The organism is Sagittula stellata E-37 (genome assembly GCF_039724765.1).
In the GTDB taxonomy this organism is placed as follows: Bacteria; Pseudomonadota; Alphaproteobacteria; order Rhodobacterales; family Rhodobacteraceae; genus Sagittula; species Sagittula stellata.
Window position 1 is genome coordinate 2,864,031 of the sequence record NZ_CP155729.1, and the last position, 15,387, is coordinate 2,879,417.

The 15,387-nt window shown below is 63.5% G+C and carries 13 protein-coding genes; 7 read left to right on the forward strand and 6 right to left on the reverse strand.

Annotated features, from left to right (window positions below):
- Positions 1–24: 24 nt before the first annotated feature.
- On the forward strand, positions 25–1,443 hold the full coding sequence (locus ABFK29_RS13560; protein WP_005855739.1) for an ATP-binding protein: 1,419 nt from the start codon (positions 25–27) through the stop codon (positions 1,441–1,443).
- Between the two features lie 99 nt (positions 1,444–1,542).
- On the opposite strand, the gene ccmE is transcribed toward ABFK29_RS13560, so the two are convergent.
- Together ccmE and argC are read right to left on the reverse strand one after the other, a co-directional pair.
- Positions 1,543–1,992: a cytochrome c maturation protein CcmE gene (gene ccmE, locus ABFK29_RS13565; RefSeq protein WP_005855740.1), complete on the reverse strand. Its 450-nt coding sequence runs from the start codon at positions 1,990–1,992 to the stop codon at positions 1,543–1,545.
- Between the two features lie 222 nt (positions 1,993–2,214).
- Complete coding sequence (gene argC, locus ABFK29_RS13570) at positions 2,215–3,243, reverse strand: N-acetyl-gamma-glutamyl-phosphate reductase (RefSeq protein WP_005855741.1); 1,029 nt, start codon at positions 3,241–3,243, stop codon at positions 2,215–2,217.
- A gap of 321 nt (positions 3,244–3,564) precedes the next feature.
- On the opposite strand from argC, the gene ABFK29_RS13575 reads away from it, so the two are divergent.
- Positions 3,565–4,308 (forward strand): DUF3592 domain-containing protein, encoded by a 744-nt coding sequence (locus ABFK29_RS13575; protein ID WP_083803400.1) that lies wholly within the window; start codon positions 3,565–3,567, stop codon positions 4,306–4,308.
- Positions 4,309–4,529: 221 nt separating this feature from the next.
- Complete coding sequence (locus ABFK29_RS13580; protein WP_040604153.1) at positions 4,530–5,126, forward strand: BLUF domain-containing protein; 597 nt, start codon at positions 4,530–4,532, stop codon at positions 5,124–5,126.
- Between the two features lie 22 nt (positions 5,127–5,148).
- Here the strand turns inward: ABFK29_RS13580 and ABFK29_RS13585 are convergent, their stop codons facing one another.
- The 3 genes from ABFK29_RS13585 to ABFK29_RS13595 all read right to left on the reverse strand — a co-directional run bounded on the left by ABFK29_RS13585 (position 5,149) and on the right by ABFK29_RS13595 (position 8,903).
- On the reverse strand, positions 5,149–5,961 hold the full coding sequence (locus ABFK29_RS13585) for a glutamate racemase (RefSeq protein ID WP_040604154.1): 813 nt from the start codon (positions 5,959–5,961) through the stop codon (positions 5,149–5,151).
- Positions 5,962–5,985: 24 nt separating this feature from the next.
- Positions 5,986–6,876: a lysophospholipid acyltransferase family protein gene (locus ABFK29_RS13590; RefSeq protein WP_040604155.1), complete on the reverse strand. Its 891-nt coding sequence runs from the start codon at positions 6,874–6,876 to the stop codon at positions 5,986–5,988.
- 110 nt (positions 6,877–6,986) lie between these two features.
- Positions 6,987–8,903, reverse strand: a complete 1,917-nt coding sequence (locus tag ABFK29_RS13595; protein WP_005855749.1) for an FAD-dependent monooxygenase — start codon at positions 8,901–8,903, stop codon at positions 6,987–6,989.
- A 147-nt stretch (positions 8,904–9,050) separates the two neighbouring features.
- On the opposite strand from ABFK29_RS13595, the gene ABFK29_RS13600 reads away from it, so the two are divergent.
- Positions 9,051–9,506 (forward strand): MarR family winged helix-turn-helix transcriptional regulator, encoded by a 456-nt coding sequence (locus ABFK29_RS13600; RefSeq protein ID WP_005855751.1) that lies wholly within the window; start codon positions 9,051–9,053, stop codon positions 9,504–9,506.
- 4 nt (positions 9,507–9,510) lie between these two features.
- Here ABFK29_RS13600 and ABFK29_RS13605 read toward each other — a convergent pair whose 3' ends face one another.
- A complete protein-coding gene (locus ABFK29_RS13605) occupies positions 9,511–12,930 on the reverse strand; it encodes an indolepyruvate ferredoxin oxidoreductase family protein (RefSeq protein ID WP_005855754.1) in 3,420 nt (1,139 codons plus the stop codon).
- 166 nt (positions 12,931–13,096) lie between these two features.
- Here ABFK29_RS13605 and ABFK29_RS13610 point away from each other — a divergent pair, with 166 nt between their 5' ends.
- From ABFK29_RS13610 to ABFK29_RS13620, 3 genes are all read left to right on the forward strand, one after another.
- Complete coding sequence (locus ABFK29_RS13610; protein WP_040604156.1) at positions 13,097–14,002, forward strand: LysR family transcriptional regulator; 906 nt, start codon at positions 13,097–13,099, stop codon at positions 14,000–14,002.
- 346 nt (positions 14,003–14,348) lie between these two features.
- A complete protein-coding gene (locus ABFK29_RS13615; RefSeq protein WP_232281507.1) occupies positions 14,349–14,726 on the forward strand; it encodes a YbaN family protein in 378 nt (125 codons plus the stop codon).
- 108 nt (positions 14,727–14,834) lie between these two features.
- A complete protein-coding gene (locus ABFK29_RS13620) occupies positions 14,835–15,365 on the forward strand; it encodes a DUF6151 family protein (protein ID WP_232281508.1) in 531 nt (176 codons plus the stop codon).
- Positions 15,366–15,387: the final 22 nt, after the last annotated feature.

The following is a 15,387-nucleotide window of genomic DNA, read 5'->3' on the forward strand; positions in this document are numbered from 1 at the left end:
ATCGGGAAGCGCAGGGTGAACGTTATGTCTTCCGCGGCATACAAGGAACGACTGGAGGAAATCCGCCGTGCTGAGCACCGGTCGCGGTCCGACACCCTGCTGCGCATCCTGCTCGTCGGCATCGGCGCCACTGCGTACTACATCGCCCGGCCAGACCACCTCGTCATCTTCTGGTTCCTTGCTCACACCGGTTCCGAACTGACGATCATGGCGCTGCTTGCGCGGCGACACATGCGCACGCCGGTCTTCGATATCGCGATTGTCCTGGCGGCCTATGCCGCCTCCGGCCTGATCTTCCTCTCGCTCCCGATCTGGATTCTCGCCTCTTCACCCGGCACGGGCATGGACTTCGCCGCCGCAGCAACCCTGACAGGCTACACCATCTATCTGCTGCACAGGCGCCAGCGGGATTTCGCGATCATCGCGGTCGATGTATGCCTTCTGCTCACCATATTCGGGGCCGCAGCCGCCATCGTCCTGCCCATGACCCGCAGCTGGCAGGAGGGTGCGCTTGTCATCGTGGCCGACGCCGCCCTGACGACCTATGTGATCGTCTCGTTATTGACCGATGCGCGTCGACAGACGCAATTTCGCGAGGCGCAACAGAAATACGCGAATGCCCAGAAGGCCCGCGCACTGAACCAGTTCGTCGGTGGCGTGGCGCACGACTTCAACAATCAGCTCACCGTGATCCTCGGCCACCTCGAATTGTTCGAACTCCTCGACACGCCCGAGGATCGCATGGCCGCACTCGACCTCAGCCGAAAGGCGGCACGCAGGGCGGCTCTGACGGTCCAGCAATTGCTCGCGGCCTCGGGCCGCACCAGGCTCACCCCCATGGCCCTGTCCGTTGGCGGTTTCCTCGACCGGCTTGAGGACCTGCTAAGCGACCTTCTCGATCCGGGCATGCAGATCACGCTGGCGCCGCCCGCCGAGCCGCTGACCGCCTATGTCGACGCAGACATGCTGGAAACCTGCCTCGTGCAACTGTGCCTCAACGCGCAGGATGCCTTGCTGGGAAAGGGCGATATCCGGATCTGGGTGGAGACCCAGGACACGCTGCCGGACCCTGCGCAAAAGACCGAATGCCCGCCTCCCTACACGGTGTTCTTCGTCGAGGACAACGGCCCCGGCGTCCCGCGTGAGGCGCTCGCCATGCTGACGGAGCCGTTCTACACCACCAAGGCCAAAAGCGAGGCGTCCGGCCTCGGACTGTCCGCCGTGTCCGGTTTCGCGCGCCAATCGGGTGGGCTGATACAGATCAACCGCGCACCGCTGGGCGGGCTGCGCGTCGCACTCGTCCTCCCCGCCAGTCCGTGGAGCCCGCCGCCCTCGGGCACGGCGGTCCGAAAGGACAAGCCGCAAGCCTCAACGATCCAAGACGAGCATACCACCCCGGGGTCCGGGCCCCCTATCCGCAAGCCGCTGGCAAAAGTGCACTGACAACACTGTCGAGCGCCGGTCCGAACGAGGCCGCCCAATCCATCGACAGCCCCTGGCTGGCCGGACAGCTCCGCGGTTCACTGCACAACGTGCGTGAGATCAGCTCTCCGGCTCCTGGTAGACCCCTTGCGCCTTCAGCGCGTCCACAACTTCCTTGGGCATGTAGGTCTCGTCGTGTTTGGCAAGGATTTCAGAGGCTTCGAAGGTGCCGTTGACGTAACGCCCGGTGCCCACCATGCCTTGGTTCTCATCGAAGAGATCGGGCAGCACGCCGGTGAAGACGACCGGCACCGTCGCGCCGCCATCCGTCACCCGGAACCGGATCGTCTCGCCGACACCCCGTTCCAGCGACCCATCCTCAACCAGCCCGCCGATCCGGAAGACCTCGTTCGGGGACGGCGGCTCCTCCATCACCTGGCTTGGAGACCGGAAAAAATTGATACCGTCCTTCATCGCGTAACCGATCAGTCCGGTCGAGACGATCAGCGCGACCACAGCCAGTGCTACAACCTGGATCCGCCGTTTCTTCTTCAGCGACTTCAGCGCCATGTCTGTCCTCCCAAAGATCGGTGCATCGCTATATATGCGATTCCCCGCAGCGCGGGGAGGCCTGTGGCGATTTGCCCGTCCCGATCGCCCCCAGATACGGCCGCCGGCCCTTCATCTTGGCCCAAATACCCCGGGGTTCGGGGCAGCGCCCCGACGTGGGTCCGGGGGCCTGCCCCCGGCAGAAAGAGCGCGCGCAGGCGCGCTCAATCCGGAAAACCCCGCCTACGGAAAGCAGGGCGCCAGCATGAGGCCTGCGGTTTCCTCGACACCCAACATCAGGTTGGCGTTCTGAAGGGCCTGCCCGGACGACCCCTTGCACAGGTTGTCGAGCGCCGCGACCACGATGGTCCGTCCCGGCAGCCGGTCCGCCACCACGCCTATGTGGACGAAGTTCGATCCCCGGACGTGGTGCGTGGAAGGCGTCTCGCCAAAGGGCAGCACCTCCACGAACGGCTCGTTGGCGTAAGCGGCTTCAAGCGCCATGTTGATCGCCTCCGCCTCGCCCTTCACGTAGCCGGTGGCAAGGATGCCGCGGTTGAACGGCCCGAGGTGCGGTGTGAACTGGATCTTCACCTCGCGCCCGGCAAGCTTGGAAAACTCCTGGTCGAATTCGCCGAGATGCCGGTGGGTGCTGCCGACCGCATAGGCGTTCGTCCCTTCCGAGAGTTCCGCGTGCAGCAGGTTCTCTTTCAAAGACCTACCCGCGCCGGATACGCCGCACTGCAGATCGAGGATGATGTCGTCAAGGTCGATCACACCGGCGGTGATCAGCGGCCGCAGGATGTACTGACCGGTCGCCGCGTTGCACCCGGTGCCCGCCACCAGCCGCGCTCCGGCGATCTCGTCGCGGTAGAACTCGGTCAGACCGTAGACCGCTTCTTTCTGCATGTCGACGGCGGCATGATCGTTGCCGTACCATGTCTTGTAGGCGGCCGGATCCCGCAGACGGAAGTCGGCCGACAGGTCGACGATCTTCAAGCTCTTGGGCAGTTTCGAGATAACCTCCTGGCTTGTCTTGTGCGGCAGAGCGCAGAAACACAGGTCAATCTCGGAAAAGTCGATCTGCTCCCACGTCACCAGCGTCGGCAGGTCGAGTTGGCGCAGGTGCGGAAAGACCTGTGCCATGCTCTGGCCGGCCTTGGAATTGGCGGCCAGCGCCTTGATCTCGAACGACGGGTGGGTGGCAATCAGCCGGATGAGTTCCGCGCCGGTGTATCCGGACGCGCCGATGATGGCGATGGACTGGGTCATGAGACACCTTTCATGAAAACGAAGGATGGGCTGCAGGTGCCGCGCCCCGGCGCGGCATGAACGTCATCGTCGCAAATCGTTGCGGGTCCCGATCATGCAGTATCTCCTTTGGGATTTGCATTACCGCCAAAATGCCTCTCTCGCAACTGCCTAGCGCGCACGGCCCATGCGAGATCCGTAAAAGCACGGCCGCGCATTCCCGGAGCCATCCCGACCCTGCCGCGTGCCCCACCACCGCTCGGCCACGGCACCAAGAAAAAAACACCGCAGACCAGTGACCTACGCTTGATCCGGGCCCAAGCTCGCGGCACTCTCTGCGCCATGCCAGCCGAACCGTCACTTTCCAGACCGGTCTCCTTCTCCCGCCTCTTTCACCGGATGGGCGGCTGGATTGCCTATATTCCGCTGGTCGTGACGCTGATCCTGACATTGGTCAGCCACTTCACGCTCCGGACGGCTGAGCGTTTCGATGCCGAAGGGATAGAGACAGTGGGCACCGTGCTTGGCCGCGACATCCGTGTGTCCCACGACAGCGACGGCGACGAAACGCGGTCCTACTTCGTGAAGGTCCGGTTCACACCGGACGGCAGCGCACCACTCACGGTCGAACAGAACACTGACGCGGCAACCCATGACCGGAGTGCCATCGGCACCCCGGTAACCCTGTGGTATCTCGCGTCGGAGCCGGACACGATCGAGTTGTCGCGCGGCGAGACCCGGACCGCATCGGCCGTGACGCAGGGCATCGCACTGGTCTTTGGGACAATCTTTCTTGCTGCGCTTTGGGTTCCCGCCCGTCGCGCCATCGCCGCCCTGCGCGCCCGCCGCTACGGCGCGCGTGAAAGGGCCGTGGTGACCGAGCATCTGCGCACCCACATCACCGTGAACTCCCGCCGTCTCTACCGCCTGGCCTGGCGCGATGAACGTGGCCGGGAAGGCAAGAGCCTGCCCTACCGCCGGGACATTCTCCGCGCCTTTCCCGAAGGCAGCCGGATCTCCATCTACCAGGGCCTGACGAAAGCATGGTGGGAAGGAGACGTCGGCCCGAGGGATCCCCGGACCTGAGCCGCCGAACCGCCAGGAACCTTGGGTCGGGACAGACGATACATCGCGATCAAGCGGCCCGTTAAGATTTGACTGAAATACTCACGGACAAGGCGTCCTTCGCAGGATGGCTATGTCCTCTGCTTCGAAGCCGCCCGCATCGCGGGCATCGCCCCGGACAGCGGCATGACCTCCTCCGGCGTCGGACAGCCGTAAGGCACAGTGCAGAAAGGAGGGGGAAGATGAACGCATTTACAGGCATCGTACGGCCCGTCCGCGCTGCCACGGGTCAGGGCTACTGCGGGATGGCGGTCGTCGATTTCGACCACCTGTCCGGCAGCACCGCTTCCGCATCGCCCGGGAAAGGGGTGAACTCGGCGTCTCTGGTCCGGGCGATCTGCATCAGCCATACACGCACACGGCTGAGCGACAGCGCGCTGGACCACCTGATGGTCGAGACTGCGAAGTCCAATCTCGCCAGACGCCTGAGCGGACTGCTGTTATACAAGTCGCGCAACTTCTTCGAAGTGCTGGAAGGGCCTCGGGACATCCTCGATCCCACCCTGCACCGGATTTATCGGGACCCGCGGCACTACAAGATGAAGGTCATGCACTATGGACCGGCCAAGTTGCGGCGCTTCGACGGCTGGTCCATGGGGTTCCGGCGGCTCGACGGCACGATATCGAACCTGCCCTGCTATTTCAGCCTGACGCGCCGCGCGCTCGAAGCGCGTTTTCCGCGCGGCGCCACGAAGGAGATCATGTTCTACCTTCGCGGCTATCTGAACCTGAGGTTTCCGCCCCCGCCGACTGCCGGGCCGCCGTTATCCGACGCATGAACCGCGATCAGGGTGCCCCAGGTCAGACCTTTTCGAAGGTGATCTGGCGCTTCATGAACTGGGTTGCATGGCGCGAGACACGCGCCGGATCGCCCGTCGTCAGGAACCGGCTGGTCGTGCCACGGCCCAACATGTCCGGATGCCGATCGAGGTAGTCGGCCAGAGAATCCGGCACCAGGGTCGCCTGGCTGTAAACATGCACGTCCGGACCCAGTGCATCCTGAAATATGTCCTGCATAAGCGGGTAATGCGTACAGCCCAGGATGGCCGCCTCGGGTGTCGGCATCTTGCGCTTCAGGGCGTCCACGTGGCTGCGAACCAGCGCCTCGGCGAGGATCATGTCGCCTTCCTCGATCGCGTCGACCAGACCGCCGCAGGCCTGTGCCTCCACGTCGACACCGATTGCCCGGAAAGCCAGTTCGCGCTGGAACGCGCGGCTGCGCACGGTTGCGGGCGTGGCAAAAAGGGCGACGTGCTGGATGCCCACCTCGCGCGGAGGAGAGTTGTCGCCCCACTGGCGCGCGGTCAGCGCTTCGATCAGCGGCACGAAGACCCCCAAAACGCGCTTGTCGCGCGGGACCCAGGATTCCTGCATCCGGCGGAGCGCCGCCGCGCTGGCGGTGTTGCAGGCAAGAACGACCAGATCACAGCCTTCGTCCCACAACCGGGATACGGCCTGCGTGGTCAGATCGTAGATGTCGTTGGCGTCGCGCACACCGTAGGGCGCGTGGGCGCTGTCGGCAAAATAGACGAACGGAACGTCCGGCAGCCGTTTCACAACCCGATCCAATACGGTCAGGCCACCAAGGCCCGAATCGAATACACCTACCGCCATGTCCTGCCCCGTGTGCCTGTCACTTCACTGCCGCCGCATCTTGTGCTTTTGCTCGAATTCGAATCCGTATTCGAGGGATTTCAGCGGTGTCGGCGACAACTGATAGGTGCTTTGCCGCAGGAAATCCATCATCGCGCGCGCGTCTCTGGCACGCAGGGCAATCTCGTGCGCGGGGATTGGCTGACCGATGGCGACTCGCACGGGCGTGTCCACCCGTTTCCGGAATTCCTTGATCAGCAGCCCCATGCGCAGGGTCGTGTGCAGGTGCGAGGCAAGCTGGAACAGGCGCGATGTATGCCCGTCGAAGTAAATCGGTACGACCGTCGCGCCGGACTTGGCAATCATCTTTGCGGTGAAGGTACGCCAGCCCGGGTCCATCGGTTGTCCGAACGGGCGTTCCGCCGTGGCCACCGTGCCACCCGGGAAGATACCGATGCAGCCCCCGCTGTCGAGGTAACGCAGACACTCCCGCCGGGTGTCGAGGTTCATTTGCACGGATTCCCTGGTCTCGTCGAAGGAGATCGGCAGCACGACGCGGTTCAGTTCCGCCGCCTTGCGGAAAACCCCGTTGGCGAGGATGCGGAAGTCGCCCCGCGCCACCGACAATATGTGCCCCAGCATGAGACCATCGAGGATCCCGTACGGATGGTTGGCGGTGACCACGAGCGGCCCGTGCTTGGGGAGGTTGTCGAGCGATCCGCCGATGACCTCCAGCCCGAGGCCATAGCGCGTCACCATGACCTCCCAGAAGTCGCGGCCCTGCCCCACCTCCGTTTCGTAGCCGGCAGCCCGGCGGATCAGCCCAAGACGCCCGGTGGCGTTCTCCATAAGGCGGATCATCGCGCGGCCGCTCCGGGTCCTGGCCGAGTAGGAATAGGAAATGTCGCGCGTCACGTCTCTGCAGCTGGCGGGCATGGCTCCTCCCCGTGCTCCCGATGCCGCAGCCTTTACTGCGGTTCGCGCGTTCTGGCCAGAAAATGTAACGCCCTTTTGGCGCTTTGATGACGCTGCCCCGGCGCGCGCGCCTACCTTTGCGGCAACAGGACTCCGTCGAAGAAGGCCGCCAGCTCTGCCGTAGCGTCCAGCGGCAGGACATGGGCGATGTACTGGTCGGGCCGAACGACGACCATGCAGCCCTTTTCCCGATCGATGCCGCGCAAGTCGTAGATGTCGCCCATCCCCTTGTGATCGAGGCAGAAAACCTTCTCATTATCCTGCAGTCCCAACGGCCCTTTGATCGGCTTCAAGAGCGGCGGCATGTCCTCCATCGCCACAGCTTCGAAGGTTTGCCGGAACACGGCGCGCAGGTCGATGATCGCATCCGGATCTTCATCCGGCCGCGTGTATCGCACCACAGGCGAGGCTGGATCCGACTCCAGCCACTCCGCCAGCCGATGGATCGCGGAGCCGGGTGCAGAAGTGTCCGCTTGCCCACCGAAGGCATAGATGCGCCAGCGTCCATCCGCCTCCGCGACATGGCCGAGTTGCATCTGCATCGCGTCGGCCACACGCACCACCGGCGCGGAATGAAACCGGCGCCCGATCTCTTGTCCGATGGCGAGGTGTTGGTGGCTCTGTTTCGCGGTCAGGCGCGACGCGTCGTATTTCACCGCAAGGCCGCCTGTGAACATCAGGTTCTCGATGAACTGCTTCTGGAAACGCGGCATGCCCGACCCGTCGAGTTCCGATTGGCCCGGCGGGGCGGACATGATCCGCGCCCACTGGTGGTCGGTGTCGATCAGGCGCTTCGCCTCGACCCAGCGTTCGGCGGAATAGGTCCGCAGCAGGCTGGCGTCGGCACGGCCCGTCAGAACGTGCGCCATCTTCCAGCCGAGGTTGAAGGTATCCTGCATCGACACATTCATCCCCTGCCCGGCTTTGGGACTATGCGTGTGGCAGGCGTCCCCGGCGGTGAACACACGGGGATTGCGTGCGTCGTCCTGGCCCACGTCGTCGAACCGGTCGGTCAGACGGTGCCCGATCTCGTAGATCGACCACCAGACCACCTGTTTCACGTCGATGGTATAGGGCGCCATGATGCGGTTCGCGGCGGCAATCATGTCATCGGCCGAGAACTTGCGACTGGACACACGCTCATCCGGGTTCAGCTTGTCCAGTTCGACGTACATGCGAAACAGGTAGCCGCCTTCGCGCGGCAGGATCAGGATGTTGCCCTCGGACTGAGAGGCGACGAGGCATTTCTGCCGGACATCGGGGAAGTCGGTGTTGGCGAGGATATCCATCACCCCCCAGGCCTGATGCGCCGCGTCGCCGTGCAACTGCCCGCCAATCGCCTTGCGCACATTGGACCGCGCGCCGTCGCAGCCGACCACGTAGTTGGCGCGGATCGTCACCGTCTCGCCGGGATTGACGCCGGTGTTCTCAAGCGTGACCGTGACCGGATGGTCCTCGGTCGCGGGATCGACGACGACATTCACGACCGACCAGCCATAGTCCGGTTCCAGCCGTGACGGCGCATTGCGCATCACGTCGAGAAAAAGCTCGTGGATGCGCGCCTGGTTGATTAGCGTGTGCGGCATCTCGGAGCTGTCCTCCGGCACGTCCTGCACCCGGCCGATCCGGCGGATGTGCGCAGGGTTCGCGGGGTCCGGCGACCAGAAGGCCGTCTGGTTTACCCAGTGGCTTTCGCGCTTCACTTTCTCGCCGAAACCGAAGGCCTGGAACATCTCCATCGTGCGGGTGTTGACGCCATCCGCCTGCCCTTTTTCGATCGGCCCCGGTTTGCGCTCGACGATCATCACGTCGATTTCCGGAAACCGCGAAAGCTGCGCCGCAAGGCAAAGGCCCGCTGGACCGCAGCCAGCGATCAGTACGTCGACCTCGCTGGGCAGCGGCGCATGTGGCCCACGGTCCCGCCGATTGGGCGCGGCGTTGCGGATGTCCGGATCTCCGCCGCGAAAACCGTCGAGGTAAAATTGCATGGGGGCTCCTCCTCGTGTCGCGCACCGTGCCGGCGCGAATTGATATCTACACATATCATTTTTCGGCAGAAAGGTAAGTATACAAATCAAATTCAATAACATATTGTGATTAATGACTTTAGTTACAGCCGAAGAAGGAACCGCCAGATGAAAGTGCACGCCATGCCAGGCCACCTGATTCGGCGGCTGAACCAGATTTCAACGCAGGTGTTTTCACGGCACATGGCGGATGCCGGGTACGATCTGACACCCGTACAGTTTGCCGCCCTCGATGCGATCATCGACCGGCCCGGCATCGACCAGGCGAGTGTCGCGGCGGCTATCGCCTATGATCGCGCGACCATAGGCGGCGTGATCGACAGGCTGGAACAGAAAGGACTTGTCCGGCGCGAGGTCAGCCGCCACGACCGTCGCGCCCGCGAGGTGCGACCGACCGATGACGGCAGAACTCTGTTCGAGGCGAGCCTGCCCGTCGTGACGGCGCTGCAGGACGAGATGCTCCACAGGCTGACGGAGGCAGAGCGCGAGACCTTCATTGTGCTCGCCCGCAAGGCCATAGGCCCGGTCGGTGAGCCCCCCGCCACGCCGGCACGCAGGACGTAGGCGCTTACTCTGCCGCTTGCGAGACCGGTGCGCCACCGGCTTTCAGCACCGCCAGCAATTCCTCACGGCGCTTCGCGGCCTTCGCCTCGTTCGCGATCTTGACGGGGCCGAACCCGCGGATCTGCAACGGCAGTTCCGCCAGCGCGACCAACGGGTCCATGATCTCGGGCCGGGCCTTCGGCAGCCATTCCTTCATGTCGGCCTCATATTGTGCGATCAGCGCCCGCTCCATCCGGCGTTCTTCCGACCGTCCGAAGACGTCCCAGACCGTGCCGCGCAGCCCCTTCATGCGGGCCAGCACACCGAAGACCTTCAGCATCTTCTCGCCGTAGGGTTTCTTTTCCGGGCGCCCGTCCGGCCCTTCCTTTGCCACCAGCGGCGGGGACAGGTGGAACGTCATCTCGAAGACGCCGCCGAACTGCTGGCGCGCCTTGTCGCGGGTTTCGAGGTGCAGGCGAGCGACCTCATATTCGTCCTTGTAGGCCAGAACCTTGTGATATCCTTTCGCGACCACTTCCTTCAGCCGCGGGTCGGCAATGTCCTTCAGGCGCGCGCGGTATTTGTCGGCAAGCGCCTCGTCCTGGTATTTCGTCAGGTGATCGGCGCGGAAAGCGATCTGCTCGTCCAGCGACTTCGGCTTGTCGACCACGACCGGTCGCAGAAGGCGTGCGGCCTCTTCCGCGTGCAGGATGGCCCAGCGTCCAATCTCGAAAGCACGCAGGTTGCGCTGGACGGCGGCCCCGTTCAGCTCGACCGCGGCGGCGATGGCGTCATGCGACAGCGGCACCAACCCCATCTGCCAGGCAGCCCCAAGGATCATCATGTTCGAGAAGATCGAGTCGCCCAGCGTGGCCTTGGCAAGATCGCTGGCATCGAACATCGCGAGCCTGTCCTTGATCCGGGCCTCCAGCGCCAGCTTGAGCGCGTCAACCGGCAGGGCGAGCTCGGTGTTCCGGGTAAAGTCGCCAGTGATGAACTCGTGGCTGTTGACGACACCGCCGGTGCGCCCGGTCTTTGTAAGCCCCAACGTCTTGGCCCCGGCACTGACCACCAGATCTCCGCCGATCAGGGCATCCGCCTCGCCGGTCGCGACCCGGACGGCCGAGATATCGTCGGGTTTTTCGGCAATGCGCAGATGGATGTGGACGGCACCGCCCTTCTGGGCGAGGCCCGCCATTTCCATCATCGCCGCGCCCTTGCCATCGATCTGTGCCGCCTGCGCGAGAACCGCACCGATGGTCACGACACCTGTGCCACCGACACCGGTGACGACCACGTTGAACGTGCCGTCGATCTTCGGCAGGTCCGGCAAAGGCATGTCCGGGAGGTCGAGCTTCGCGACCTCAGCCTTCTTCACTTCCGCGCCTTCCAATGTCACGAAAGATGGGCAGAATCCCTTCAGGCAGGAGAAATCCTTGTTGCAGGCGGATTGGTCGATGGCCCGCTTGCGGCCCAGTTCCGTCTCTTCCGGCACGATGGCCACGCAATTCGACTGCACGCCGCAATCCCCGCAGCCTTCGCAGACATCGGTGTTGATAAAAACCCGCTTGTCCGGATCGGGGAACTGGCCGCGCTTGCGGCGGCGGCGCTTTTCGGCGGCGCAGGTCTGGATGTAGAGGAGCACCGACACGCCTTCGTGCTTCGCTAGCCCCTTCTGCACCTCCGACAACTCGGCGCGTTCGTGCATCGTGACGCCGGACGGAAACGCGCCGAAGGCCACATCCTCCTTTTCGTCGTAGACCACGGCAACGCGTTCGACCCCCATGGCGCGCACCTCGTCCGCGATGCGCTGGGGGGTGAGGCCGCCCTCGTTCTTCTGGCCGCCGGTCATGGCAACCGCATCGTTGAACAGGATCTTGTAGGTGATGTTGACGCCCGAGGCCAAAGCCGCGCGGATCGCCTGAACACCGGAGTGGTTGTAGGTACCGTCGCCAAGGTTCTGGAACACATGTCCGGTCTTCGAAAAGGGCGCCTCGCCGATCCAGTTGGCCCCCTCTGCCCCCATGTGGGTGAAACCGAGCGTCGAACGGTCCATCCACTGCACCATGTAGTGACAGCCGATCCCCGCATAGGCGCGCGACCCTTCCGGCACCTTGGTGGACGAGTTGTGCGGACAGCCCGCGCAGAAGTACGGGACCCGCGCGGCAATGTCGGGCGTGTTGTCGGCGCGTGTCGCCTCCTCGATCCTGGCAAGACCGGCGCGCACGGCATCTGTGCCGCGTCCCTCCTCGATCAGAATCTCGCCCAGCTTTCGGCCGATCCACATCGGGTCCAGCGCCCCGCGCGTTGGAAACAGCTCGTCCCGGTGCATGCTGCCCGCACCGCCCTTGTACCAGCCATAGACCCGCCGGCCACGTCTGTCGTCGAAGATCGCCTCTTTGACCTGCACCTCGATCAGCTTGCGCTTTTCCTCGACGATCACGATCAGATCGAGGCCCTCGGCCCAGTCGTGGAACCCCTGCATGTCCAGCGGAAAGACCTGGCCAACCTTGTAGGTGGTGATACCGAGCCGCTCGGCCTCCGCCGCGTCGATGCCCAGAAGGGTCAGCGCATGCACGAGGTCGAGCCAGTTCTTGCCCGCCGAGACGAAACCGATCTTCGCCCCCGGCTTGCCCCAGACCCGCTTGTCCATACCGTTCGCGCGCGAGAACGCTTCGGCCGCAAAGCGCTTGTGGTCGATCATGCGCGTTTCCTGCGCATGAGGCGTGTCACCGAGGCGGATGTTCAGCCCACCTTCGGGCATCGGGAAGTCGGGCGTCACAAGGGACACGCGGTCGGGACGGCCATCCACGACCGCCGTCGCCTCCACCGTGTCCTTCATCGTCTTGAGACCGACCCACAAACCGGAAAACCGGCTGAGCGCGTAGCCATAAAGTCCGAAGTCGAGGATTTCCTGTACGCCCGCAGGCGAAACGACCGGCATATAGGCATCCACCAGCGCCCATTCGCTCTGATGCAGGACAGTGGAGGACTCCCCTGTGTGATCGTCACCCATGGCCATCAGGACACCGCCATGTTTCGAGGCCCCCGCCATGTTGGCATGGCGCATCGCGTCGCCGGACCTGTCCACACCCGGCCCCTTGCCGTACCAGAGCCCGAAAACTCCGTCGAAGCGCCCCTCGCCTCGCAGTTCGGCCTGCTGGGACCCCCAAAGTGCCGTCGCCGCGAGATCCTCGTTCAGTCCTTCTTCGAAGCGTATATCGTTTTCACGCAACAGTTTTTCGGCGCGGCGCATCTGCAGGTCGACGGCACCGAGTGGCGAGCCGCGATATCCCGTGACGTAGCCTGCGGTGTTCAGCCCGGCTTGCCTGTCCCGTGCCTTTTGCGTCAGCATGAGACGGACAAGGGCTTGCGTGCCGTTCAGAAGAACGCTTTCGCGGGACAGGTCGAAACGGTCGTTCAGGGTGATCTGGTGCTTGCTCATCCGGCGCCTCCCAACGCTGAAGTTATCAGCATTGTAGCGCAAAATTAGGTAAATGCTACTGACCTTAGTGGGTTTAATTTCCACAAATGCCGAGCCTTAAGTCAACTTCTTATTCATTTAACAGATTCCGTCCACTATGTGTGCGCCAACAGCGGAAAGTGTCGGTATGGATTGGGACAAGCTCAGAATATTTCACGCAGTGGCAGATGCGGGCAGCCTCACACACGCAGGGGATGCGCTTCATCTGTCGCAATCGGCGGTGTCGCGGCAGGTCCGCGCGCTGGAAGAGGCGTTGAATACGACCCTCTTCCATCGCCATGCGCGCGGGCTGATTCTCACCGAACAGGGTGAACTCCTGTTCGACGCCACCTCATCGATGGTCAAACGCATCGACAGCGCGACCGCGCGCATCCGCGACAGCGAAGAAGAAGTCTTCGGCGAGCTGAAGGTCACGACCACGCATGGGTTCGGCGCACTCTGGCTCGCGCCTCGTCTGACGAAGCTGTACGAGAAATACCCCGACCTGAAGATCGACCTGATGCTGGAAGAGCGTGTGCTCGACCTGCCGATGCGCGAGGCCGACGTCGCCATCCGCATGAAAGAGCCAAGCCAAGCCGATTTGATCCGCAAGCGTCTTATGTCGATCCGCATGCGCATGTATGCCTCGCCGGATTATCTGGCCGAACACGGCGAACCTACGCGGCTCGAAGAGATGGTCACGCACCGCCTGATCTGCCAAAAGCCCGGCGCGCCGCAGGTGCTGGCCGGTGAACAGCTTGTGCAGTCGCTGCTGGCCAATGACGTCCAGACGACGCTGACCGTGAACAACTACTTCGGCGTGCTGCAGGCGACGATCTCGAATCTCGGGATTGGCGTGCTGCCCGATTACATCATCGAGGATTTCCCGACGATGGTCCGGGTGTTGCCAGATATCGAAAGCGTCGAGGTGCCCGTTTTCCTAGCGTATCCTGAAGAACTCAGACAATCCAAGCGTGTGTCCGCGTTCCGTGACTTCGTGCAGGATGAAATCATCGCGCATCGCCGCCAGCGAAAGGCGATGGGCGCGGACTGAACACACGTAATGCGGGAAAAATCACTGTGGTATGCACGTCACGCATGGCGGAAATGCTGCAGGTGCGGCGTAAATGTCCTTGATCGATTCATCTGTGATGACATATTCGGCACATGACGAAGCGTTGCATCATTTGTTTCGCATCGTCATACCTCCCTGTTGGACTTCGGCCGAGCTTTGTGCTCGGCCTTTTTTTTGGCCCGGCCCTTTTCGCGATGGGGTGTGACGAGGCGGACCTCCAGCGACGGACCGTGCCGCAGCGGCGCACGACGTGGCTCACCCTTTCCGGCGGCCATCACTGAACTACCCTGCACACTAGACTGCAACTTCACGGACAGCCTGCCTGATGCCGCTTCGCCCGCATATGTTCGCCCGCCCGGTCTGGGTTGCTCTCGGCGCGCTGTCCCTTGGGCTGGGCATCATCGGTATCGTCCTTCCGCTTCTGCCGACGACGCCCCTCGTGCTTCTGGCGGCGTTCTGCTTCGGCAAGGGGTCGCCACGTCTCCGGCTTTGGCTTGAAACGCACCGGACCTTCGGCCCGCCGATCCGCGCGTGGGAAACGACAGGCGCCATCGCACGCCGCCACAAGCGCATGGCCTTGGGGATGATGGCCGTCACCTTCTGCATCGGGTTGATCCTTGCCCTGCCGACGCATGTACTGGCGATTCAGGCGGTGTGCTTCCTTGGCGCGGGCACATATGTCTGGACGCGCCCCGACGCATGACCCACGACCAAGGTTGCGGCCCGCGACGAAATCGGTAACGTCCCCCTATTCAATCCAAAGGGTTACCGTATGCCGTCTTCGCTGATGTTTTCCTGTTCGTGCGGCAGCATGTCATGGAGCCTCGCTTCCGCCGCCCCTCGTCGCCACGTCGTGTGTTACTGCGCCGACTGCCGCAGCTTTCCCAAGGCGCTCGGCCATCCTGAGTTCCTCGACCAGAACGGCGGTCTGCATATTCTCCAGTCCGTGCCCGGCCACGTCACCATCACCCACGGACATAAGCACCTGGCTGCCCTCAAGCTGTCCCCAAAAGGCATGGTGCGTTACCACTCGGGGTGCTGCGGCACACCCATCGCCAACGTGCTGGAAAAGAAGACCCTGCCCTTCGTCGGTCTGTGCGTTCCCGCGCCCGCCGAAAAATGCGGCCCGGTGCGCAGCCGGGTCAACGTCGACAGTACACGTGGGAAGGTGAAGGAGCTGAAACCCGAGGCGGCCTTCCTCACCGTTTTCGGGCGCGCCATCGGCGCGGTGTTTTCCGGCAAGACCAGCGGTCCGTTCCATGGCGAGGACGGTCTGCCGGTGGTTACGCCCCGTGTGCTGACACTGGCGGAACGCAACGCCGCGCGCACGCCACTGGACTGACACCAGAAGAGCGCCCGCCTGC

Excerpts from the sequence above, each read along its gene's own strand:
- ABFK29_RS13590 (WP_040604155.1), bottom strand. The coding sequence starts at position 6,876 with ATGCCCGCCAGCTGCAGAGACGTGACGCGCGACATTTCCTATTCCTAC.
- ccmE (WP_005855740.1), bottom strand. The coding sequence starts at position 1,992 with ATGGCGCTGAAGTCGCTGAAGAAGAAACGGCGGATCCAGGTTGTAGCA.
- argC (WP_005855741.1), bottom strand. The coding sequence starts at position 3,243 with ATGACCCAGTCCATCGCCATCATCGGCGCGTCCGGATACACCGGCGCG.
- ABFK29_RS13610 (WP_040604156.1), top strand. The coding sequence starts at position 13,097 with ATGGATTGGGACAAGCTCAGAATATTTCACGCAGTGGCAGATGCGGGC.
- ABFK29_RS13560 (WP_005855739.1), top strand. The coding sequence starts at position 25 with ATGTCTTCCGCGGCATACAAGGAACGACTGGAGGAAATCCGCCGTGCT.
- ABFK29_RS13580 (WP_040604153.1), top strand. The coding sequence starts at position 4,530 with ATGAACGCATTTACAGGCATCGTACGGCCCGTCCGCGCTGCCACGGGT.
- ABFK29_RS13595 (WP_005855749.1), bottom strand. The coding sequence starts at position 8,903 with ATGCAATTTTACCTCGACGGTTTTCGCGGCGGAGATCCGGACATCCGC.
- ABFK29_RS13605 (WP_005855754.1), bottom strand. The coding sequence starts at position 12,930 with ATGAGCAAGCACCAGATCACCCTGAACGACCGTTTCGACCTGTCCCGC.
- ABFK29_RS13615 (WP_232281507.1), top strand. The coding sequence starts at position 14,349 with ATGCCGCTTCGCCCGCATATGTTCGCCCGCCCGGTCTGGGTTGCTCTC.
- ABFK29_RS13600 (WP_005855751.1), top strand. The coding sequence starts at position 9,051 with ATGAAAGTGCACGCCATGCCAGGCCACCTGATTCGGCGGCTGAACCAG.
- ABFK29_RS13575 (WP_083803400.1), top strand. The coding sequence starts at position 3,565 with ATGCCAGCCGAACCGTCACTTTCCAGACCGGTCTCCTTCTCCCGCCTC.
- ABFK29_RS13620 (WP_232281508.1), top strand. The coding sequence starts at position 14,835 with ATGTCATGGAGCCTCGCTTCCGCCGCCCCTCGTCGCCACGTCGTGTGT.
- ABFK29_RS13585 (WP_040604154.1), bottom strand. The coding sequence starts at position 5,961 with ATGGCGGTAGGTGTATTCGATTCGGGCCTTGGTGGCCTGACCGTATTG.